This is a genomic window from Clostridium sp. JS66 (assembly GCF_033561535.1).
GTDB lineage: Bacteria > Bacillota > Clostridia > Clostridiales > Clostridiaceae > Clostridium_AM > Clostridium_AM carboxidivorans.
This window is the reverse complement of sequence record NZ_CP131467.1, coordinates 5042744-5064878: the sequence shown is the minus strand read 5'-3', so window position 1 is coordinate 5064878 and position 22135 is coordinate 5042744. Positions and strand designations below refer to the sequence as shown.

The 22135-nt window shown below is 29.0% G+C and carries 23 protein-coding genes; 22 read left to right on the top strand and 1 reads right to left on the bottom strand.

Annotation, left to right across the window (positions count from 1 at the left end; all coding sequences use genetic code 11):
• Positions 1 to 6: 6 nt before the first annotated feature.
• Positions 7 to 210, bottom strand: coding sequence for a cold-shock protein (locus tag Q6H37_RS23385; RefSeq protein WP_007061415.1), 204 nt, complete (start codon positions 208 to 210; stop codon positions 7 to 9).
• A gap of 222 nt (positions 211 to 432) precedes the next feature.
• Between Q6H37_RS23385 and Q6H37_RS23380 the strand changes: the two genes are divergently transcribed.
• The 22 genes from Q6H37_RS23380 (at position 433) to Q6H37_RS23275 (ending at position 22126) form a co-directional block, all read left to right on the top strand.
• Entirely contained in the window at positions 433 to 1608 is a 1176-nt protein-coding gene (locus Q6H37_RS23380; RefSeq protein ID WP_318736984.1) for an ATP phosphoribosyltransferase regulatory subunit, read from the top strand.
• A gap of 28 nt (positions 1609 to 1636) precedes the next feature.
• Positions 1637 to 2296 carry an ATP phosphoribosyltransferase gene (hisG, locus tag Q6H37_RS23375; RefSeq protein ID WP_318736983.1) on the top strand — a complete coding sequence of 220 codons (660 nt, stop codon included), beginning with the start codon at positions 1637 to 1639 and terminating at the stop codon, positions 2294 to 2296.
• Between the two features lie 50 nt (positions 2297 to 2346).
• Entirely contained in the window at positions 2347 to 3648 is a 1302-nt protein-coding gene (gene hisD / locus Q6H37_RS23370; RefSeq protein WP_318736981.1) for a histidinol dehydrogenase, read from the top strand.
• A 36-nt stretch (positions 3649 to 3684) separates the two neighbouring features.
• Positions 3685 to 4269, top strand: a complete 585-nt coding sequence (hisB, locus tag Q6H37_RS23365) for an imidazoleglycerol-phosphate dehydratase HisB (RefSeq protein ID WP_318736979.1) — start codon at positions 3685 to 3687, stop codon at positions 4267 to 4269.
• 10 nt (positions 4270 to 4279) lie between these two features.
• On the top strand, positions 4280 to 4891 hold the full coding sequence (gene hisH, locus Q6H37_RS23360; RefSeq protein ID WP_318736977.1) for an imidazole glycerol phosphate synthase subunit HisH: 612 nt from the start codon (positions 4280 to 4282) through the stop codon (positions 4889 to 4891).
• Between the two features lie 15 nt (positions 4892 to 4906).
• The gene (gene hisA, locus Q6H37_RS23355; protein ID WP_318736975.1) at positions 4907 to 5620 is read left to right on the top strand and encodes a 1-(5-phosphoribosyl)-5-[(5-phosphoribosylamino)methylideneamino]imidazole-4-carboxamide isomerase; all 714 of its coding nucleotides are present in this window, start codon (positions 4907 to 4909) and stop codon (positions 5618 to 5620) included.
• 84 nt (positions 5621 to 5704) lie between these two features.
• Positions 5705 to 6769 carry a histidinol-phosphate transaminase gene (gene hisC / locus Q6H37_RS23350; RefSeq protein WP_318736974.1) on the top strand — a complete coding sequence of 355 codons (1065 nt, stop codon included), beginning with the start codon at positions 5705 to 5707 and terminating at the stop codon, positions 6767 to 6769.
• A gap of 24 nt (positions 6770 to 6793) precedes the next feature.
• Positions 6794 to 7555, top strand: a complete 762-nt coding sequence (gene hisF, locus Q6H37_RS23345) for an imidazole glycerol phosphate synthase subunit HisF (protein WP_318736972.1) — start codon at positions 6794 to 6796, stop codon at positions 7553 to 7555.
• A 64-nt stretch (positions 7556 to 7619) separates the two neighbouring features.
• Complete coding sequence (gene hisI / locus Q6H37_RS23340; RefSeq protein WP_318736971.1) at positions 7620 to 7964, top strand: phosphoribosyl-AMP cyclohydrolase; 345 nt, start codon at positions 7620 to 7622, stop codon at positions 7962 to 7964.
• A gap of 28 nt (positions 7965 to 7992) precedes the next feature.
• On the top strand, positions 7993 to 8328 hold the full coding sequence (gene hisE / locus Q6H37_RS23335; RefSeq protein WP_007061404.1) for a phosphoribosyl-ATP diphosphatase: 336 nt from the start codon (positions 7993 to 7995) through the stop codon (positions 8326 to 8328).
• A gap of 151 nt (positions 8329 to 8479) precedes the next feature.
• A complete protein-coding gene (locus tag Q6H37_RS23330; RefSeq protein ID WP_318736968.1) occupies positions 8480 to 9094 on the top strand; it encodes a hypothetical protein in 615 nt (204 codons plus the stop codon).
• Positions 9095 to 9220: 126 nt separating this feature from the next.
• Positions 9221 to 11221 carry a methyl-accepting chemotaxis protein gene (locus Q6H37_RS23325; protein WP_318736967.1) on the top strand — a complete coding sequence of 667 codons (2001 nt, stop codon included), beginning with the start codon at positions 9221 to 9223 and terminating at the stop codon, positions 11219 to 11221.
• 178 nt (positions 11222 to 11399) lie between these two features.
• The gene (locus tag Q6H37_RS23320; protein WP_318736965.1) at positions 11400 to 12173 is read left to right on the top strand and encodes a histidinol phosphate phosphatase; all 774 of its coding nucleotides are present in this window, start codon (positions 11400 to 11402) and stop codon (positions 12171 to 12173) included.
• Between the two features lie 23 nt (positions 12174 to 12196).
• Positions 12197 to 12694 (top strand): flavin reductase family protein, encoded by a 498-nt coding sequence (locus Q6H37_RS23315; protein WP_318736963.1) that lies wholly within the window; start codon positions 12197 to 12199, stop codon positions 12692 to 12694.
• 247 nt (positions 12695 to 12941) lie between these two features.
• Positions 12942 to 14069 (top strand): tyrosine-type recombinase/integrase, encoded by a 1128-nt coding sequence (locus tag Q6H37_RS23310; protein ID WP_318736961.1) that lies wholly within the window; start codon positions 12942 to 12944, stop codon positions 14067 to 14069.
• 1 nt (position 14070) lies between these two features.
• Positions 14071 to 16026: a tyrosine-type recombinase/integrase gene (locus Q6H37_RS23305; RefSeq protein ID WP_318736959.1), complete on the top strand. Its 1956-nt coding sequence runs from the start codon at positions 14071 to 14073 to the stop codon at positions 16024 to 16026.
• Positions 16026 to 16400, top strand: coding sequence for a DUF6262 family protein (locus Q6H37_RS23300; RefSeq protein ID WP_318736958.1), 375 nt, complete (start codon positions 16026 to 16028; stop codon positions 16398 to 16400). The genes Q6H37_RS23305 and Q6H37_RS23300 overlap by 1 nt, the downstream gene beginning before the upstream one ends.
• A gap of 90 nt (positions 16401 to 16490) precedes the next feature.
• Positions 16491 to 17285, top strand: coding sequence for a hypothetical protein (locus Q6H37_RS23295; RefSeq protein ID WP_318736956.1), 795 nt, complete (start codon positions 16491 to 16493; stop codon positions 17283 to 17285).
• A 15-nt stretch (positions 17286 to 17300) separates the two neighbouring features.
• Complete coding sequence (locus tag Q6H37_RS23290; RefSeq protein WP_318736954.1) at positions 17301 to 18566, top strand: replication-associated recombination protein A; 1266 nt, start codon at positions 17301 to 17303, stop codon at positions 18564 to 18566.
• Between the two features lie 130 nt (positions 18567 to 18696).
• Positions 18697 to 19494 carry a hypothetical protein gene (locus Q6H37_RS23285; RefSeq protein WP_318736952.1) on the top strand — a complete coding sequence of 266 codons (798 nt, stop codon included), beginning with the start codon at positions 18697 to 18699 and terminating at the stop codon, positions 19492 to 19494.
• 73 nt (positions 19495 to 19567) lie between these two features.
• Positions 19568 to 20719 carry an ATP-binding protein gene (locus tag Q6H37_RS23280; RefSeq protein ID WP_318736950.1) on the top strand — a complete coding sequence of 384 codons (1152 nt, stop codon included), beginning with the start codon at positions 19568 to 19570 and terminating at the stop codon, positions 20717 to 20719.
• Between the two features lie 27 nt (positions 20720 to 20746).
• On the top strand, positions 20747 to 22126 hold the full coding sequence (locus Q6H37_RS23275) for a VWA-like domain-containing protein (RefSeq protein WP_318736948.1): 1380 nt from the start codon (positions 20747 to 20749) through the stop codon (positions 22124 to 22126).
• The last annotated feature ends 9 nt before the right edge of the window (positions 22127 to 22135 follow it).

Sequence of the window (22135 nt, the reverse complement as noted above, 5' to 3'; positions counted from 1 at the left end):
TGCTAATTACATTTTTTGAACATTTGAAGCTTGCAGTCCTTTTGGTGTTTCTATTACATCATATTGAACTTGTTGTCCTTCACTTAAATCTTTTCTTTTTCCTTCTTCCTTTATAGCAGAATAATGAACAAATACATCTGTTCCGTCCTCTCCTGATATAAAACCAAATCCTTTTTCATCATTGAACCATTTTACTACACCTGTTAGCATTATAAAAAACCTCCAAATTTTTAATAAAGTTACTATGTCTTTTTATTATGTGCATTATCTAATTAATAATACGCAAGAATTATAAAGTTAAAATCCTTTATATTAATAAAAGTTTTTTTTAGGTATTGATTTTTTCAGTATAAGTTGTTACAATAACATTATAAAAATTTAGCAGTTTAGCATGGTAAATTGATAACGTAATAAAACGAGGAAGTGAAATATATGATAAGTTGGAAAAGATATATTCCAGAAGGAACAAAGGATACATTGTTTGAAGAGTGTACAAGAAAAGTAGAAATAGAAAATATACTTAGAAAAACTTATACATGCAGCGGATTTTTGGAAGTTAAATCTCCTACTTTGGAGTTTTATGATGTTTTTAGTGGAGAAAGTTCTACTTTAGCTCAAGAAAAAATGTATAAGCTATTTGACAATCATGGAAGGATATTAGTGCTTAGACCGGATATGACAACGCCTATAGCTAGAATAGCTGCTACAAAGTTAAAGGAAGTTACCCATCCATTGAGATTATGTTACACATCAAATGTTTATAGAGTAAATGAAAGTTTAAATGGAAAAAACAGTGAAATTACTCAGTCTGGTATTGAAATTATTGGAGTTAAAAATTTAAAGGCTGATGCAGAAGCTATAATTACAGGGATAACAGCTTTGATAAATTGTGGAGTAGAGGATTTTAAAGTAGAGCTTGGTCATGCTGAATTTTTTAAAGCTATCATAGAAGACGTGAATATAGATGATGAAGAAAAGGAAAAACTTAGAGTATATATAGAAAACAAAAACTTCACAGCTTTAAGTGAGTTTTTAGATAAAAATAGAAATAGTATGAATAAAGATACGTTAAAGATATTAAAGGAATTACCAAAGTTATTTGGAAATATGGACATACTAGATGTGGTTTGTACTGTTACAGATAATGAAAAAGCATTAGAAGCAATAAATGATATAAAAGCAGTATATGAAATAATAAAGGATGCAGGATTAGGAAATTATGTATCAGTAGATTTAGGTATGGTGCATTACTTAAATTATTATACGGGAATAATTTTCAGAGGATATGCAGAAGGTGTTGGAGGAAATATATTAAGTGGAGGAAGATATGATAACTTAATAAAACAGTTTGGTGAACAGCAAGAGGCTACTGGTTTTGCAGTAAATGTAGATAGTATTATAAGTGCTTTGGAGAATTCTGGACAAATTAATGAGAGTAAAGTAAAAAAGATTTTAATTTATTATAAGAATGCAGATTTTAAGAAAGCTTATGATAAGGCTTTAAAACTTAGAGAAGATGGTAGTATTGCAGAATTAAGTTTATTTGACTCTCAAAAAGAAGCTGAAGAATATGCAAAAGAAAAGGAAATGGAGTTTATTATAATTTAGAACAGATTGTGGAAATGGAGCGTTTAGCATGGTGAATAGAAAAACAATTAAAATAGCTTTAACAAAGGGCAGAATTGAAAAGTGTGCTGTAGATATATTTCATAAGTCAGGTATAGATTGTAGTGATCTAATGAATAAGGGTAGAAAATTAATATTCCATAATGATAAGTTTAATATAGATTTTGTTCTAGTAAAGGCTCCAGATGTGCTCACATATGTAGAACATGGAGTAGTGGATATGGGCATAGTTGGAAAGGATACATTGTTAGAACAGAATAGAAATTTTTATGAAGTGTTGGATCTAAAATTCGGGAAATGTAAATTTGCAGTTGCGGGACCTAAAAATTCAAATTTTTATGAAGGATATAACAGAAAAAAGATAGCTACAAAGTATCCTAATGTAGCTAGAAATTATTTTAGAAAAATGGGTCAGGATGTAGAAATTATAAAAATAGAAGGCTCTGTTGAATTAGCGCCAATATTAGGATTAGCAGATGCTATAGTGGATATAGTTGAAACAGGGAATACACTAAAAGAAAATGGCTTAGTTGTATATGAGGATATATGCAATATTAGTGCAAGATTAGTGGTAAATATAGCTAGTATGAAAATGAAGAAAAAGGAAATAGAAGAAATAGTGGAGTTACTTCAAACTGAGATGAAATTAGGAGAATTAGTATTAGAATAATAGAGTTTAATTTAACATATCTTTAATTCATGACTTTGGAGGTAATAAACATGAGTATTATAAATACCATATATGGAAATACAAAAGCTGGCAAAGATTTTTTAAAAAGCTTGCGAAATAGAGAAGAGTCAGTACATCAAGAAGTAACTAAACAAGTTGAAATAATTCTCAAAGATGTAAAAGAAAAAGGTGATGAGGCTTTAATTTCTTATACAAATCAGTTTGATAGTAAAAATATAGATATAAAAAACATTTGTGTAACCAAAGAAGAAATAGATGAAGCTTATGAAAATGTAGATAAAGAATTTATTGATGCTATAAATTTAGCTGTAAAAAATATAAAGTTTTTTCATGAAAAACAGAAAAGAAATTCATGGATGATTACAAATGAAAAGGAAGTTGTATTGGGACAACAGATAAGACCATTACAAAAGATAGGAATATATGTTCCGGGAGGAACTGCAGCTTACCCTTCATCAGTACTTATGAATACAATTCCAGCTAAAGTAGCTGGAGTTCGTAGTATAACTATGGTAACCCCACCATCAAAGGATGGAAGTATAAATCCTAATATTTTAGTAGCAGCAGATATAGCTGGAGTAGATAGGATTTATAAATCAGGAGGAGCTCAAGCTGTTGCTGCATTAGCCTTTGGAACAAAAACTATAGGGAGAGTTGATAAAATAGTAGGACCTGGAAATATATATGTGGCTATGGCTAAGAAAAGTGTTTATGGAAATGTAGATATAGATATGATAGCAGGACCTAGTGAAATATTGGTTATAGCAGATGAAAATGCTAATCCAAAATATATAGCAGCAGATTTGATGTCTCAAGCTGAGCATGATAAGCTGGCATCCTCTATATTAATAACAACGTCAGAAGATTTAGCAGAAAAGGTAAAAGAGCAATTAAAGATACAGGTAGAAAATTTAAGCCGTAAGGATATAATATTACATTCTCTTAAAAATTATGGAGCTATTATAATAGTTGACAGCATAGAAAAAGCTATTGAAATGTCAAATGATATAGCGCCAGAACATTTAGAGTTATGTATAAAGGATCCATTTTTAAGTTTAGGAGATGTAAAAAATGCAGGATCAATATTTCTTGGATATTTTGCACCAGAACCATTGGGAGATTATATAGCTGGGCCTAACCATGTACTTCCAACTAGTGGAACTGCTAGATTTTTCTCACCTCTTTCGGTAGATGACTTTGTAAAGAAGAGCAGTTTTATACGATATTCAAAAGAAGCTTTGTTAGATGTAGGGGATAAGGTTATAAAATTAGCTGAAACTGAGGGGCTTACAGCTCATGCAAATTCTATAAAGGTAAGAATGGAAGATTAATATAATTAGAAAAAGTTGAGCATAGAAGGTGATAGTATGAGAAAAGCACAAATAGATAGAAAAACTTCAGAAACAGATATAAGTATAGAGATAAATTTAGATGGAAGTGGAAAATATGATATAGATACAGGTATAGGGTTTTTTGATCATATGCTATGTCTTATGTCAAAGCATGGATTAATGGATGTTAAGATAAAAGCAAAGGGAGATCTTTATGTAGATCCTCACCATACTGTTGAAGATGTAGGTATAACTTTTGGAAAATGCATAGAAAAGGCTTTAGAAGATAAGAGTGGTATAAAAAGATATGGAACAGTATTTATTCCTATGGATGAGGCGTTGGCTATGGTTTCAATGGATATAAGCGGAAGACCATATATAGTATTTGATGCTGAATTTAATTCAGATAAGGTTGGAGAAATGGATACAGAGTTAGTAGAAGAATTTTTTAGAGCAGTGGCTTTTAATGCTGGCATAACTCTTCATGAAAAAATACTTTATGGTAAAAATAGTCATCATATGATCGAAGCTTTATTTAAAGCCTTTGGAAAGGCTTTAAAAGAAGCAGTTACAAAGGATGAAAGAATAAAAGGAGTTATGTCCACAAAAGGAAGCTTATAGTGAAAGAGGTGTGAATATATTGATTTCAATTATAGATTATGGAATGGGAAATTTAAGAAGTGTTCAAAAGGCTTTAGAATATATAGGCGAGAAAGCTGTAATAACTTCAAACATAGAAGAAATACTAAAAAGTGATGGTGTTATTCTTCCAGGTGTAGGAGCTTTTCCTGATGCTATGGAAAATTTAAAAGAAAAATCTCTAGATAAAGCTTTAAAAGAAGCTGTGAATAAAGGAATACCTACCCTTGGTATATGTCTTGGAATGCAGCTTTTATTTTCAAAGGGAGAAGAAGTAAGAGATTGTGATGGTTTAGGCTTCTTTAAAGGAACTATAAAAAAGATGTATGGAGACATAAAGATACCTCATATGGGATGGAATAGTCTTAAAATGGAAAAACAATGTGCTTTGCTTAATGGAATAGATGAAGAAAGTTATGTGTATTTTGTTCATTCATTCTATGCAGAGATAGAAGAAAGTGGAATACTGAATGCTACAAGCAAATATGGAATAGATGTACCAGCAGTTGTAAGCAAAGGCAATTTATTTGGAGCACAGTTTCATCCAGAAAAAAGTGGAGATGTAGGTATAAAAATTCTAAAAAATTTTGCTAGTTTAATTTAGAAAGAGGTGTTTTTGGTGATAATACTTCCAGCTATAGATTTAAAGGATGGAAAATGTGTAAGGTTATATCAAGGAAAAATGGATTCTTCTGAAGTAGTAGCTAGGGATGTTGTGGAAACAGCGTTGGAATTTAAAGCTTGTAAGGCAGAATACATTCACATGGTGGATTTAGATGGAGCAGTTAAAGGTTCCATGAAGAATATAGATAAAATTTTAGATGTAATAGATAAAGTGAAATTGCCTATAGAAGTTGGCGGCGGAATAAGAGATATGGAAAAGATAGATTATCTCATAACTAAGGGAATAAGCAGAGTTATATTGGGTACAGCAGCTTTAAATAATTCTGATCTAGTAACTGAAGCAGTTAAAAAACATGGAGAAAAAATAGCAGTAGGGATAGATGCAAAAGATGAAAAAGTAGCTGTAGATGGTTGGATGAATATAAGCAGCATAGATTACATAGATTTTGCCAAAGAGATGGAGAGAATAGGGGTTAAAACTATCATTTTTACTGATATAAGTAAAGATGGAACACTTCAAGGGCCTAATTTAGAACAATTAGGCAAAATACAAAATAGTGTAAGCTGCAATATAATAGCTTCTGGTGGAATCAAAAATATAGAAGATTTAAAGATCATAAATGAAATGGGCATTTATGGAGCTATCACAGGTAAGGCTATATATTCTGGAAATATAGATCTGAAAGAAGCAATAAAAGTTTGCAAATAACTATTTGTTAAAACTGCATTTAATTTAGAAATAGAAAATTAGAAGTTAATATTGAATAATTAATAGTGAAGGAAGTTTTGAATTATGAGCAAGTATTGGAGTGAAATTACGAAAAGTATAGAACCTTATGTTTGTGGGGAGCAGCCTAAGGATAAAAAATACATAAAATTGAATACAAATGAGAGTCCATATCCTCCATCACCTAAAGTGTTAGAAGCAATAAAAAATGCAGCTAATGGAGACTTGAGATTGTATCCAGATCCTGATTGTGATGAATTTAGAAAAGCTATTGCAGAATATTATAATTTAAGCAAAGATGAAATCTTTATAGGTAATGGTTCTGATGAAGTTTTAGCTTTTTCATTTTTAACTTTTTTTAACACTAATGAGACTATTATCTTTCCTGATATTAGTTACAGCTTTTATCCTGTTTATGCTGGGTTATATAATTTAAATTATAAGCTTGCAAAATTAGAAGATGATTTCTCTATACCAGTTAGTGAGTTTGCAGAAAAAAATGGAGGAGTAATTATTCCAAATCCTAATGCACCTACAGGAAGGTGTCTTGATACAGATTCTATAAAAAGAATTTTAAATTACAATTCTAATAAAGTAGTTATAATTGATGAAGCATATGTAGATTTTGGTGGAAATTCAGTAGTTGGACTTATAAAAGAGTACGATAATCTTTTGGTAATACAAACACTTTCTAAATCAAGGTCATTAGCAGGAATTCGTGTAGGTTTTGCCATGGGGAATAAAGAACTTATACAAGGGTTAAATAGAGTAAAAAATTCTTTTAACTCTTATACCATAGATAGAGTGGCAGCAGCAGCAGCAGTGGCAGCAATAAAGGACAAAGAGTATTTTGCACAGTGTGTAACAAAGGTAATAAGCACAAGAGAAAGAATTATAAAAAAATTAAATTCTTTAGGATTTAATGTAGTACCTTCAAAGGCTAATTTTATTTTTATAACACATAAGGATTATGCTGCTAGTGATTTATTTACTAAGTTAAGGGAAAAAAGTGTGCTAGTGAGGTATTTTAGTAAAGAGAGAATAAACAATTATTTAAGAATAAGTATAGGATCAGATGAGGAAATGGACTTCTTCATTGAAAAGTTGCAGGAAATTATGGATGAGATTTAATAGGTATGAAAAGAGGTGACAATTGTGCTTACAAAGAGAATAGTACCCTGTCTAGACGTAAATATGGGAAGAGTAGTAAAAGGAATTAATTTTGTAAATTTAAAGGATGTAGGAGATCCTGTAAGTATAGCAGAAGCTTATAACAAGGAAGGTGCAGATGAAATTGTGTTCCTTGATATAACTGCTACACATGAAGGAAGAAAGACTATGATAGATGTAGTTAGAAAAACAGCAGAAAAAGTATTTATACCTCTTACAGTTGGCGGTGGTATAAGAGATTTAGAGGATTTTAAAAACATTTTAAGAGCAGGTGCTGACAAAGTATCTGTGAACTCAGCAGCAATAAGAAATCCAGAGCTTATAAAAAATGCAGCAGATAGATTTGGAAGTCAGTGTGTGGTAGTAGCTATAGATGCTAAAATGAGAGAAGATAAAACAGGTTGGAATGTTGTTATAAATGGTGGAAGAATAGATACAGGTTTGGACGCTGTACAGTGGGCGAAAAAGGCGGAAGGTCTTGGAGCTGGTGAAATACTTTTAACAAGCATGAATACAGATGGAACAAAAGCTGGATATGACATAACGCTTACTAAGGCTATAACAGACGGATTAAACATTCCTGTAATAGCATCAGGAGGTTGTGGAACTTTAGAACATTTTTATGAAGTATTTGCTAATTCAGGTGCAGATGCAGCATTAGCTGCTTCACTTTTCCACTATAGAGAATTAAGTATAAAACAAGTTAAAGAATATTTAAAGGAAAAAAATATAGAAATAAGAGATTAAATTATATATTAGTTATTTGTAGAAATAATCTGGTAAAGATTTATTGTAGCAAAGAGGTAACATTATGCAAAACTTAGAAAAAATAGATAAGGTGAACTTTACAAAATTAAACTTTAGTAATGGATTGATTCCTGCAATAGTTCAAGATTTTCAAAATAATGAAGTACTTATGCTTGCTTATATGAATGAAGAATCTTTAAAAAGGACTATTGAAACTGGAACTACTTGGTTTTGGAGTAGGTCTAGAAGTGAATTCTGGAACAAAGGAGCAACATCAGGACATTATCAATATGTAAAAGCTATTTATGTGGATTGTGATGAAGACACTCTTCTCATAAAAGTAGAGCAAATAGGAGCTGCTTGTCATACAGGGAACAGAACCTGTTTTTATAGAAATGTTTCCATTTAAAAAAATAATTTAAAAGGGGGAAATGAAAATGGAATTAAAGAACATAGTACAACAACTTTATGAAATAATAGAGGATAGAAGAGAAAATCCAATAGAAGGATCTTACACAAGTTATCTTTTTAAAGAAGGAATAGATAAAATTTTAAAAAAAGTTGGGGAAGAAACAGCTGAAGTTATTATAGGAGCTAAAAATAATAGTAAGGATGAAACAGTTTATGAAATAAGTGATTTGCTTTATCATGTTGTAGTTTTAATGGTACAACAGGGAATAAAAATAGAAGACATAACAACAGAACTTGAAAAAAGAAGGCAAAAAATATGCAACAAAAAACCAGAAAGAAAAGAAGTACAAAGTATACATTAGGAATTAATGCTAATGACCTAAGATTGAGTATAAAATCTTAGGTCATAAAATTTTATTATAAATAAAATAAAAAATCATCCGATAATTCAAAAAATGTGATATTATGTAAATATGGCGATAAAAATATATATTAATGTAGGGGGAATTATAAATGGCAAGAAGTTCTGAAAATAAAGATAAAAATGAAATAATATCAGAATTAGTAGAATTGTCGGCAAAGCCAATAGTGACAGCTAAAAGTTACTGGCATGAAAGTATTTATAATACATTAAGAGATAAAAAAGAAAAAATAAAAGAGGTAAAAGAATATTCAATTTACTTGGAAGCAGAGCTTATTTATTTTAGAAGCCTTTGGAACAAAGAGTTAGATTTTATGTATGCATGGGGAAAAGAAGAAAAAATCCCCGAACCAGGGAAAATTAATGATATTATTGTTTATATGGAACAACAGTCCGAAACTAGTATAGAAAATGAAAAAATAATATTTAAAAGTGGCAAAAGTTTAGATAAAAATGATTTAGCATTTATAGAAAGATATACGTCTATTACAGAACTACCTCAAAGAATCATTGCTTTAGAGGAAGACTACTTATATTTTAAAATTAGAGATTATATAACTTTAAATGTGTATCAGTTCATATCACATAATGAAGAGTTAGCAATAGATTTATTAAAGGGTGATACTAAAGAAACGGTACAAAGAATTGCTGATTTAATTTCAAATTTTGCTGATGTGTGTATGTACATAGACTCCAAGGAAGAGTAAAAAGTATATTGGCTGTAGCAGAAATTACAATCACTATGAACTCTTAACTTGCGAAGCTTTGCTTCGCAATGTGCTTATATTAAGTAAAAATTTTGTTTAATAATTAATATTATGGGGGTAAGGTTTATGAAAGGAAAGATGAAGCTTCACACGCAAATTATAGCAATATTAATTTTTATGGCAATAATACCTCAATGTATTATAGCTTTTTTTAATTATTATTATGTAAGGAAAAATTTTAGCAGTACATTTAACGACTATTTATATACCACTTTGGCTAAAATAGATGAAACAGTTAAGTCTGTTGATCAAAGCAGCAGAGAGTCGGTGGACATGATATCTAAAAACACTAATAATGAAAATGTTCTTAAAGATACTAATGCTGCCAACTCAATTCTTGATTTTAATAACGTTTATGCACAAAGTCATAAGGAAGTAAGTGCTGCCTATTTAGGTGTAAGTGACGGAAGAATGCTTGTACAACCTAAGCAGAATTTGCCAGAAGGCTATGATCCACGAAAGAGACCTTGGTATCCACAAGCGGTATCCAAAAATGGAGAGATATTCCTTACAGATCCTTATGAAGACGCCTTTAATAAAGGACAATATGTAGTAAGCTATGTAAAGTCAGTTAAGGATGCTAGTGGACAAGTCATAGGAGTAGCTGGAATAGATATAAAGCTTACTCAAATTGCTCAACAAGTAGCTAATTCAAAAATAGGTGATTCAGGTTATGCAGCAATAGTTGATGGAACAGGAACAATAATAGCACATAAGGATTCTTCCCTTATTGGAAAAAATTCTAAAGATCAAAAATGGATAAATGATGTTGTTAATTCAGGAAAAACTGGAGTATTTGAAAAAATAAACGGTACAAATTATTTTGTATATAGTTTGAAAAATGCTGAAACTGGCTGGAAAATACTTGGCTTTATACCTGAAACAGAGTTTAATTCTAAAATAAATAGTATTATAAAAATGATATGTATTATAGCATTAATAGTTATCATTTTAGCAATAGTAATTGGAAACTTATTTTCTAAATCTATTACTAAGCCTGTAGAAGATATTGAAAGAAGTTTAATTAAGCTTAGCAAGGGAGATTTTACAGAAAAAATAGATGAAGATGTAAAGTGTAGTACAGAAATACATTCTATAACAAAATCTTTGAATTTAATGATCGGTGAAGTAGTAGAAATAATTAAAGAAACTGTTGCAAGTTCCAAACGTATAAAAGAATCTACAGAAGCTATGGTTGATATATGCAAACAATCTACTGGTGCAGGAGAAGAGATAGCTAAATCAATACAAGGTATTGCTAATGGAGCTTCAAATCAAGCACAAAATGTGGAGGATAGCTCTAAATTAGCTGAACTTTTAGGAGAAAAAGTAAAAGGATGCTTGGAGGATTCAAAACATATGATAGAAGCTTCTAGTAGGGTTAAAGTTTCTACAGAAAAGGGTTTAGAAAATATAAGTAAGCTAGTAGTTAGTTTTGATAAAACAGCTAAATCCAATGAAGAAGTTTTAGAAGAGGTAAACGTGCTTGCTGAAAATTCTAAAAAGGTTAATGAGATAACTGAAACTATAAAACAAATAACAGAACAAACTAATTTGCTTGCACTAAATGCTAGTATAGAGGCAGCTAGAGCTGGTGAGGCTGGAAAAGGTTTTGCAGTAGTGGCAGAAGAAGTAAGAGAATTAGCAGAGCAATCAGGACAATCAGCAGAAGAAATTAATGCTATAGTAAACAAAATTGAAAGCAGTGTAAAAGCTGTTTTGAATAAAATTCATTATTCTACAGAAATAGGTATGGAAACAGGAAAAAGTGTACATCAAACTAATTCATCATTTAAGGATATCGAAAGTGACTCAAAAATACTTAGAAGCAGCATAGAAAAAGTAAGCAGCGAATTAGAAGGTGTTGGTAAAGATAGAGAAAATATAGTAGAAGCATTTTTAGGTTTAGCTCGAATTGCTGAAGATACGGCAGCATCTACAGAAGAGGTCAGTGCATCATCACAAGAGCAGGCTAGTGGACTCAGTGAAGTTTTAGCATCTGCAGAAAAATTGAGTAATTTAACAGAAGAATTGAATGCTGTAGTTAAAAACTTTAAAATTAATTAAAAGTTTATTTTAAAGTTAGCCAGTGAAAATTAATCACTGGCTAAAAGTTTCATATTATTTAGCTTTATTTTTTTTATATGAAAGTGTAAAATCTAATTAAAGTGTAATTTTATGAAGGAAGCAGTGATTACAATGTCTATTGTGGTTATGTTTTTATAATGAACAGGAGGTATTTAAAATGTTTGATACTCATATACACACAAAAATTTCTTCAGATTCCCAAATGGAAATAGAAGATGCTATAAAATGTGCTAAAAATAGAAATATATCCATGATAATAACTGAACACATGGATTTAAAATTTCCTAAGGAGGGGCTGTTTTGTTTTGATGCAGCACAGTATTTTGAAGAGTATCATAAATACAGAGGTGAAGACCTTTTACTTGGCGTTGAAATTGGAATGAAGAAAGATTGTATTGAGGAAAGTAAGAAGGTTGCCAAGAATAATCCTTTTGATTATATAATAGGATCTGTACATTTAGTGAATAATTTAGATATTTATTATGAAGAATATTATAAAGGAAAAAATAAAAGAGAAGCATATGAAAAGTATCTTATGTCCATGTTAGAATCTATAAAGACCTATGATTTTATAGATAGTATGGGACATATAGATTATATTTCAAGGTATGCTAAATATGAAGATAAGGAAATATATTATGAGGAATACTCAGATATTATTGATGAAATATTAAAAGTTTTGATAAATACAGACAAATGTATGGAGCTTAATACTAGAAGACTTAATGATGAAAATGCAGTAAAAAACATAATACCTATATATAAAAGATTTAGAGAGCTTGGTGGACAAAATATAACTGTTGGTTCAGATGCACATAATACACTGTCTATTGGAAGTAATTTTAATGTGGCAAAAGACATTGCTAAATTGTGTGATCTAAAAATAGTATATTTTAAAAACAGAAAGAAAGAATACGAAAAAGATCAATAAGTTAATACAAGGAGGAATAAACTATGGATTTTACAAATGATTTAGATAGGGCTATGGAATGCTTACATAAGGGTGGAGCATTTTTAACTTGTAAAAGTGAAGATAAGTTAAATACTATGACTATAAGCTGGGGAAGTATTGGATTTATGTGGAAAAAGCCAGTGCTTACAGTAATGATTAGGGAATCAAGATATACTCGTGAGCTTATAGAGAAGTCAGGAGAATTTACAGTAACAATTCCACTAAACGACGCTATGAAAGAAGCATTAGGTGTTTGTGGTTCAAAATCAGGAAGGGATATAGATAAATTTAAGCAGTGTAATTTACAAATACAAGAAGGTAAAAGCACTTTTACTCCAGTTATAAAATGTAAGGCAATACAATATGAATGTAAGGTTTTATATAAAAATACTATAAGTTCTGATTCTATGGATAAAAATACGGAAAAGGAAATTTATAATGGTGAGAATTATCATACTATATATTATGGAGAAATTGTAAATTGTTATAAGGGTGAATAAGATTATGATAAATATCAAGAGCTAAATAGTTCTTGATATTTTATTTTATATCAATTGCTTGTTAAAAATAAATTATAATATTATTATTTATACAGGTAATATAGTGTAGATAATTAAATAGTATTTTATGTATTACTTTTATATGAGAATAGAACAGTGATTACTAAATATATTGTTGTATATTTTATAGTAATTATAGTAAACTATATGTAGAGATTAATCGAAATATAGGAGGATACATAAAATAATGGATGTAGTAAAAGTAAAGACAGAAGATGATAAAGAGAGGTATTTTGTAGCATATAATAATGGATCACCAGTAGAGTCTATTTTGAAATTTATTAGGTTTAAGGATAATACTAACTATGCAAGAAATACTTTAAGAATGTATTGCCAACACTTAAAGTTATACTTTGAATATTTGGAGCAGAATAATTTAGATTTTCAGAAGGTCACTATTGATGATTTATCATTGTTTGTTAATTGGTTACAAAATCCGTATAAGAGTTTAAAAGTAATACCTACAACACCAGTAGATACTGCAAGAAGTCCAAGAACAGTAAATATTATAGTTGATACTGTATTGATGTTCTATGATTATATTTTAAGGCATGAAGAATACAGTAATGATGTATCTGAAAGACTTAAAAAGTTTGTTACAAGTTCAAGCAGAAACTTTAAAGGTTTTTTATATGGAATAGCATATGGTAAGAAAAAAGTAACCAGTAATATTCTTAAATTAAAAGTTCCTAATAGTAAACCAAAAACACTTACTAAAAGTGAAATAGAAACGCTCGTTAGAGCTTGTAATAATTTAAGAGACAGGTTTTTATTATCATTGCTTTATGAAACAGGAATGAGAATAGGCGAAGCCTTATCATTATGGATTGAAGATATTGATATAAGTGATATGGTAATTGATTTAAAAGATCGAGGACAGCTTGAAAATAATGCAGAGATTAAGACTGTATCAAGTCCTCGTAGAATAGATATATCACAAAATTTAGCCGACATGTTTATGGAATATATAGCTGAATATCATAATGAAGAAGTAGAAACTAATCATATTTTCATAAAGATAAATGGACAAAATAAAAATAAAGCTATGAATTATACGGATGTAGATAATTTATTTAGGAATCTTAAAAAGAAAACAGGAATATATGTTACACCACATATGTTCAGACATACATCATTAACTACTCTTAGAATGGCCAATTGGCAACCAGAATTATTAAGAATAAGAGCCGGCCATAAAAATATTTATACTACTATGAATACTTATATACATCCTTCGGATAAAGAAATAACGGAAGAGTTTAATAAAACTCAACCTAATTTGGATTTAGATATTTATAACGAAGGAGAAGAGTAAAGTGGATAATTTACAACTTATAAAAAGTAATCAACAAAGTAAATATAATGAAATAATTGAGTATTTACAACAGAACAATGGATATTGGTTAGAAAATGACAAATGGGACTTAGAAGAAAAGTTTTTTGTTGGTAAAAAATCTCAAAGTGCTAGATATATAGATTTTTCAAGTATTAAAAATAAAACATTAATAAATGAAGTAAAATATTACTTTATATATTCATTTAAAAATAAACTTATTTCTCATCATCATATGAGAAATTTAAATCCAGTGATAAAGATATTTTCTGATTTTTATACTGAACAATCACTACTTGGTGCAAATAAAGAAAAGTTAAAAAGGAAATGGATATTATTTTTAAATTCAAAGAATTTAAAAACTAATAAATTTGGAAATAAATATGTTGGATTTATAGAATATTTAGTAGATTTTATTGAAGATTTCTATGATGACAGAGAAGAAATTGAGAAAGATATATGGTATTCAAAGAATATTAAAGGTGCTAAAATCCCTGCAAGTGGCGCAAGTCATAGTAATTATAATGCAATTAATTTTAGTTATATACCCATGTATTATAGAGAAACTGTAAAAAAGTATTTCAGAACCATTATTACTAAAAAAAGTTGGATGACTTGTTATAACACAGAAAAATATTTAAGCTACTTCTTCAATTATTTTTATTCCAGTGATTATGGTGATGGTTTTATTGAAAATTTAAATAGAAACGATATAGAAAAATATTTGTACTATATAGGCAACAATAGAAAAGGTAAAAATATAACAGAAAATTCAAAGTATGTAAGCTTTGTAAGAACATTTTTAGAATATATTCAAATGGCACAATATGATAAAGCTCCCAAAAAAGAAGTATCATTTTTAATATTTCAAGATGATATTCCAAGAAGAGAATTTGTACAAGATGAAATGAGAAGAGTTAAATTCGTTCCAGAGCCTATTTTAAAGCAGTTAGATGACAATATTATGGATTTAGATAGACCACAATATATACCTATCTATATTCTTCTTAGAGAAACAGGTTGGCGTGGTACTGATATATTAAATCTTAAATATCATAACTGCTTAGAGAAAATATGGAATAAAAAGGAAGAAAAATACAATTATTATCTTTGTGGTGAAATAACTAAGACAGGTATATCACAACTTAAAATTCCTATTAGGAATAAGGTTGCTGAAATGGTTCAGAAGGCTATTGTTAAAGCTAAAGAATTAAGTACAGAAGAAAATAATCCTAAGAAGTATTTATTTAATACTTATAAAGGCAAGTTAAAAGGCAAACCATTAGCAAAATCAAATTTATTATATACAATAAAAAAACTTATTAAACAAAAAGATATTAGAGATATTAATGGTGAATTATATCATTTTAGACTTCATTCATTAAGGCATACAAGAGCTAAGGAGTATGTAGAACAAGGTATGGGTATCAGTATCATACAGCAAATATTAGGACATCAAAGTCTTCAAATGACTGTTCATTATGCCACTGTGACTGAAAATACTCTCTACGAGAAATGGAAGAATACAGAGGATTTAGACCTATTTAGGGTTAACACTGAAACCAATAAACTTGAACAAATAGATTTAAACTCAGATGATGGTGAAAATCTTATAAGATATGAATACGTTAAAAAGAATCTAGATGCTGTAAGAGTACCTTTCGGAGTATGTTTTAAACCTTCTAAATTGCTTTGTAAACAACAAATGAATCATTGTTTAACTTGTGCTAGTTTCTGTACTACAGTTGAAAATATACCAGAATATGAAGAGGAAATTGAACATACTAAAAAGCAAATAGAAGTTAGTGAAAGATGTGGTAGAGAACTTTGGGCAGAGAAGAATAAAACATATTTAAAACTGTTAGAAGATACTTTATTGAGAGTTAAAGAACAGAAAATTGTTCATAAGAACGGTAAGTCAAGGGAGGAAGTTTTATAATGGCAGGGAGTACAAAAGGATTAAAGAAATATGCTGAAGAAAAAACCAAAATTACTTTAGAAAAGGTTGATAAAGCTATTAGAGAACTTTCTTTGAAAAGCAAAAAAGTTAACTTTAATAGTGTCTGTAATTTAAGTGGTGTATCTAAAACTTTTTTATATAACAACGCTGAAATTAAACAAAGAATTGAAGAACTTAGAGATAAACAGACGGAAAAAGTTATAAGGCAAAAACTTAAATATGATAAAACTGATAAATCAAAAGATATTATCATAATGGCTAAAGATAAAAAGATAAAAGAACTTCAAGAAGAGAACAGAAAACTCAAAGAGCAATTAGAGGTTCTTAGAGGAAAATTATATGAAAAAATATAGAGTACATTGTTTATATGTAATCAGTGTACAAAACAAGTAAAATGAATTCGTGTAGTCTATGCTACACGAGATATGTTTGGGAGTGATACTATGAGCCTTATAAAGAAAGTGTCAAAAATAAGCAATATTGTAGGGAGTTCTACCAAGGAAAAAATAAAGTGCAGTTATTTGGAAATGAATATTAAAAGTTTAAATAAGAAACTTGAAAATATAGATGATAAAAAAGGAGCACATTTAATAATAAAGAAAGAAAATATACAGAAAAAAATAAAAGAGGAAAAAATAAATGAAAGTGAAAGAAGAAAAAAAGCAACAGAGGAGCTAAAAAAACAAGTTGAAATTTCAAAAATAAAAAGAAAAGAAGAAGTTAAAGATTTAAATAACATTCAAAAGGTAAAAAAAGAATTTGAAGAACTTCCAATAGCAACAGCAATAGATGATTTAGTTTCGGGAGTATCTGATATTGAAAAGGCACAAGAATTAGTGAAAAAGAGTCCGGAGAATATTTATGTTTGGCTTAATTTAGCAGAGACTATAAAATTTCATAAAAAAGCTTTTTTGATTATAAATGGAATAAAGGCACCTTGGGATATGGTTGGAAGTACTATTGATTTGACTATGGAGTTTGTAGGAGGAGCAATAGAGGATAATGTGGATAAAAACAAATGGACTTATGAAAGAGCTATTAATCAAGCTATAAAATTAGGGGCCACAAGAAAACAGATAAGAGAGTTTGCAGAAAATTATAAAAAAAATATAGTTATTTCAGGTATAAAAGGCACATCTCATATGATTTTGAAACAAGGTAAGAAGCTTACTAAAACTAGTGAGAGAATAATAGATTTTGCAGTTGATAAATTTCTGCTAAAAAACAATAAGAAATAGAGGAGAGACACATATATGAATCCTTTAGCCAATAAAATAAGACCTAAAAATTTAGATGAAGTAATAGGACAGAAGCATTTATTAGGAGAAGGAAAAATACTTCAAGATATGATAAGTTCAGGTCATCTAATGAACATGATTTTTTATGGACCTCCAGGTACAGGAAAAACTACTGTAGCTAATATAATAGCTTCTGCTACAGGAAAAAAGTTTTACAAATTAAATGCTACAACAGATTCCTTAAAAGATATTAAGGATATTATAAAGGATTTAAATACCATAATGGGATATAATGGTGTAATTCTTTATATAGATGAAATTCATCATTTTACTAAAAGAATTCAACAAAGTTTATTGGAATTTATTGAAAACGGGCAAATAACATTAATAGGCAGTACTACGGAAAATCCATATTTTTATATATTTAAAGCTATTTTAAGTAGATCTATAGTATTGGAATTTAAGAAGCTTACTAAGGAAGATATAGTACAAGGTTTAAAAAGAGCATTGGAACTTATCAAAGATGATTTTCCTGGGAAAATTATAAGTTATGATGAAGCAGCGTTAGATTATATAGGAGAACTATGCGAAGGTGATTTGAGAAGAGCTTTAAATATATTAGAGTTAATATTATATTCTAATTCTTTACGAGAAGATAAAGTTCATATTGTAGTGGATTCTGTAGAAAAGTTTTCACAGAAGAAAATATTAAATTATGATAGAGATGGAGATAGTCATTATGATATTTTAAGTGCATTTCAGAAATCTATAAGAGGCAGCGATGCAAATGCAGCAATATTATATCTTGGAATGCTTATAAAGGCAGGAGACTTAGCTTCAATATGCAGAAGACTTTTAGTTATTGCCTCAGAGGATGTGGGTCTTGCTTATCCTCAAGCTATATCCATAGTGAAAGCTTGTATTGATTCAGCATTACAATTAGGATTTCCTGAAGCAAGGATACCACTTTCAGAGGCTGTTATACTTTTAGCTACAGCACCTAAATCTAATTCAGCAATTTTAGCTATTGATTCTGCACTTAAAGACCTAGAAACATTAGACGTTGGAGAAATACCTTTATATCTTAAAGATGGACATTATGAAGGTGCAAAGGTCTTGGGAAGAATGCAAAATTATAAATATCCGCATAATTATAAAAATAGTTATGTAGAACAACAATATCTCCCAAATAATGTAAATACTAAACAATATTATAGCTTTGGTAATAATAAAATGGAGCAAATAAGCAAAGCATATTGGGATAAAATTAAGGAGAAATAGAGAAACATGATTGTTGAATTTTTACAGTTTAAATATATTTGTATATAAAGATTTTAAAATAATAAAGTATAAATGTAAAATAGCAAACAGTGGTTGTTTTGTAAATATATTAAGATAGGAGAGAGGTTACATGAATAATGAAAAAGAAGATATTTTGAAAGTACTTATAAATAATCCATATTACATAAAGTCTATTGATAATCCTACAGAGGAAATGCAAATGATAGCTGTAAAAAAGGATGGCATGCTTTTAAAATATATAGCAAATCCTACAATTAAAATTCAAAATGAAGCCTTAAGGTCCAATAAGTGGGCTATTGAATACATAAAGGAACCAACAGAGGAAATGTGTAGCTTTGTAGTGGAACAAGCTTGGAATGCAATTAAATATATCAAAAATCCATCTAAAGAACTTTTAGTTAAGGCTATAAAGCAAAAAGGATGGGCCATTCAATTTTACAAGGATCCACCTGAAGAAATTCAAATTATGGCAGTAGAAAAAGATTGGGATTCTATTAAGTATATAGAACAGCCAACGGAGACAGTAAAGGTTAGAGCAGTTGAAATAGAGTGGAATGCCATAAAGTATATAAAAGAACCATCTATGAAAGTTCAAAGAATAGCTGTATCTAAAAATGAAGAGGCTGTAACGTTTATTGAAAATATAACAGAAGAAGCGTGGAGAAATTTTATTGAAGATAACATTAAAGTTCTAAAATATGTAGATAATAAAATTTCTCAAGTTGATATAGAAGAAATTATTAAAGATAAAATTAAAAAAGAAGATGTTAATAAGGATTATATTATAGATTTTATAAAAGATAGTACTTTAAAAATTGATAAGATTAAATTTATATATAAATATGGCAGCATGAAGGCTAAAGCTGCACTTTTAGATTATAAACTTTCAATATCAAATAATTTTTAATTAAAATGTTACTTTCTACGTTACAAAGTCAAGTATGATATGAAAATTTAAATAAAGGAAAGGAGAAATGAAAATGAATTTTACGGATGCACTATTAACAGTACAATTAGTTATTAAAAGTGACTCAGTACCTTTGATTGTAGGTGAAAGTGGTATAGGAAAAACTGCACTGGTTAAAAGTTTAGCACAAATACATAATTATTATAGTATAGGCATAGATGGCAATATGCTTAAGGAGGGCGAAATTGGAGGGTTACCTACAGTTGAAGAATATAAGGTAAATGTGGATGGAAATGTAGAAATAAGAAAAAAGACTATATACGCAATACATACAAAACTTTTAGAAATACACAATGTTTTGAAAAAGGATCCTAACAAAAAAATATTGTTGTTCATCGATGAACTAAATAGATGTGAACATAGTGTACAGCAAGAGCTTATGAATATAATATTAAACAGAGAAATAAATGGGTATAGGTTACATGATAATGTAAAAGTTATAGCTGCTATGAATCCATCTAATAAATATGATAACTTTGCCAATACAGATTATCAAGTAGTAGATATGGATCCTGCACAAGAAGATAGATTTGTTTGGATTGAAATGGAAGCAGATGCCAGGTCATGGCTTCAGTGGGGAATGAAGGAAGATGATAAAAATGGACAAACTAACATACATGAAGAGGTATTGGAGTTTATAGCAAACTTTCCTGAATATTTGAGTACTCCAAATTCAAAAGAATATATAAAGGCTACCCCAAGAAGCTGGGAAAGAGTGTCTAAAGCTTATAGAGTCTATTTAAATAGTAAAAATGAGATACCTTCTAGAATATTTTATAATGTTGTAAAGGGAAATTTGGGTGCAAGCATTGCTCAAGATTTTTATAATTATTTAGAAAATAATAAAAATCCTCTAATAAAGCCAGAAAATATATTTATAGATGAGAATATAAGTGATGAACTGAAAGAAAGAATAGAAAGTGAAAGTCATTCTAGACTATATCTTACTGCTAAAAATGCATTGAACTATCTGAATAATAAAGAACATGGAAAAAGAGAGATTAGGTTATTATCAGAATTATTGCAATGTTATCCTGCAGATTTAAAAATGAGTATAATGCAAGAAATAAAATGGAATTATGAAGATAGCTTATATAAGGAATTTTTAGAAGAGCCATCTTTTGTAGAAGGATATTTTGATATATATGAAATGGTAAATGCATAGAAATTTGAATAAAAAAGGGTGATTTAGATGGAGGAAGTTAATAAGTTTGAGAATTTGAGAATTAAACTATTAAATGAAGTAATTCAGTGGGATAACAAACCTAATTTAACAAAAGAATTTAAAGAAAACTTTTTTAAATTACTAGAACTTTGTACATTTTCTATGATGCAGGATAAGGATAATTTTTTTGCTCTTTTTACAGTTCAAATGAAAAGAGATATAAGACTGGATTTAGATACAGCAGTGGGTAATATGGCATCATTAACGCATTTCAATATATACTTTAATCCTTATATTTTTTTACAATGTTCTATTGAAGAGATGAAAGCATTAATAAAACATGAAATCTACCATATTATGAACAATCATCTAAAAAGAGCTAAATCTATAAGAGGAAATTATAGTTCTGTAGCTATAAGTAAAGCTATGGATGTATCAATTAATCAGTACATAGATAAACTTCCAGCTTGGTCCGATAATTTAACTAATGTAAGTCTTACTTATAATATAGATTTAAAACCTAATGAGAATATGGAATACTATGCTAAAGAAATTCAAAAGGGTATAGATAAATTAAAATCCAATAAGGGTAAAGAAATTATTGAAAATAGAGATGATAAAAATAGTAAATTAATAAAAAAGGAGCATGATAGTGCTCATGCTCATGATTTATGGTGGTATTCAGAGGATGATCTCAATTTAGAACAATTAAAAGATCTTATAAAAAAAGTAGCTAATAATGCTAATAAGGGAAAAATCCCCAGTGAAATTCAACAAATAATTGATGATCTAAATAAAATACCTGAAATATCATGGAAAGATTATTTAAAAAAGATTATGGGCACATTACCATCAGGTCACAAAAAAACTATTACAAGAAAAGATAGAAGGCAGCCATATAGATTGGAATTGAGAGGAAAGCTTAATAATCACATAGCTCAAATAATTATAGCAATAGACATAAGCGGCAGTATAACAGATGGAGAGATAGATCAAATAATGACAGAAGTTTTTAATATTGTAAAAAGTTATCCTTCAAAAATAACGATTATAGAATGTGACAATCAAATAAGAAGAGTGTATAAGGTGAAAAATAAAAGAGATATAAGAAAAAAGCTAAATACTAAAGGTGGAACTTCATATTCTCCTGTATTTGAATATATCTATAACCATAGAATGAGAAACCATCTGCTTATATACTTCACAGATGGGGTTGGAGAAAAAGAGCTTACCTGTATGCCTATAAACTATAAAACACTTTGGGTAATTACAGGAAAGGGGGAGAGCTTATCGTTAAATAACTCATATGGTGAAGTAAAAAGATTATCAAATATAAAAGTGGAAAAACCAGATCCCACATATGCTAAAGATACTATGAAAGATATGCTTGTAGAATGGCAAAAATAAAGTAAAGTT

Excerpts from the sequence above, each read along its gene's own strand:
- hisC (WP_318736974.1), top strand. The coding sequence starts at position 5,705 with ATGAGCAAGTATTGGAGTGAAATTACGAAAAGTATAGAACCTTATGTT.
- hisE (WP_007061404.1), top strand. The coding sequence starts at position 7,993 with ATGGAATTAAAGAACATAGTACAACAACTTTATGAAATAATAGAGGAT.
- Q6H37_RS23275 (WP_318736948.1), top strand. The coding sequence starts at position 20,747 with ATGGAGGAAGTTAATAAGTTTGAGAATTTGAGAATTAAACTATTAAAT.
- hisG (WP_318736983.1), top strand. The coding sequence starts at position 1,637 with ATGGTGAATAGAAAAACAATTAAAATAGCTTTAACAAAGGGCAGAATT.
- hisB (WP_318736979.1), top strand. The coding sequence starts at position 3,685 with ATGAGAAAAGCACAAATAGATAGAAAAACTTCAGAAACAGATATAAGT.
- Q6H37_RS23330 (WP_318736968.1), top strand. The coding sequence starts at position 8,480 with ATGGCAAGAAGTTCTGAAAATAAAGATAAAAATGAAATAATATCAGAA.
- Q6H37_RS23380 (WP_318736984.1), top strand. The coding sequence starts at position 433 with ATGATAAGTTGGAAAAGATATATTCCAGAAGGAACAAAGGATACATTG.
- hisD (WP_318736981.1), top strand. The coding sequence starts at position 2,347 with ATGAGTATTATAAATACCATATATGGAAATACAAAAGCTGGCAAAGAT.
- Q6H37_RS23325 (WP_318736967.1), top strand. The coding sequence starts at position 9,221 with ATGAAAGGAAAGATGAAGCTTCACACGCAAATTATAGCAATATTAATT.
- Q6H37_RS23300 (WP_318736958.1), top strand. The coding sequence starts at position 16,026 with ATGGCAGGGAGTACAAAAGGATTAAAGAAATATGCTGAAGAAAAAACC.
- Q6H37_RS23385 (WP_007061415.1), bottom strand. The coding sequence starts at position 210 with ATGCTAACAGGTGTAGTAAAATGGTTCAATGATGAAAAAGGATTTGGT.
- Q6H37_RS23320 (WP_318736965.1), top strand. The coding sequence starts at position 11,400 with ATGTTTGATACTCATATACACACAAAAATTTCTTCAGATTCCCAAATG.
- hisI (WP_318736971.1), top strand. The coding sequence starts at position 7,620 with ATGCAAAACTTAGAAAAAATAGATAAGGTGAACTTTACAAAATTAAAC.
- Q6H37_RS23290 (WP_318736954.1), top strand. The coding sequence starts at position 17,301 with ATGAATCCTTTAGCCAATAAAATAAGACCTAAAAATTTAGATGAAGTA.
- Q6H37_RS23310 (WP_318736961.1), top strand. The coding sequence starts at position 12,942 with ATGGATGTAGTAAAAGTAAAGACAGAAGATGATAAAGAGAGGTATTTT.
- Q6H37_RS23280 (WP_318736950.1), top strand. The coding sequence starts at position 19,568 with ATGAATTTTACGGATGCACTATTAACAGTACAATTAGTTATTAAAAGT.
- Q6H37_RS23315 (WP_318736963.1), top strand. The coding sequence starts at position 12,197 with ATGGATTTTACAAATGATTTAGATAGGGCTATGGAATGCTTACATAAG.
- Q6H37_RS23295 (WP_318736956.1), top strand. The coding sequence starts at position 16,491 with ATGAGCCTTATAAAGAAAGTGTCAAAAATAAGCAATATTGTAGGGAGT.
- Q6H37_RS23285 (WP_318736952.1), top strand. The coding sequence starts at position 18,697 with ATGAATAATGAAAAAGAAGATATTTTGAAAGTACTTATAAATAATCCA.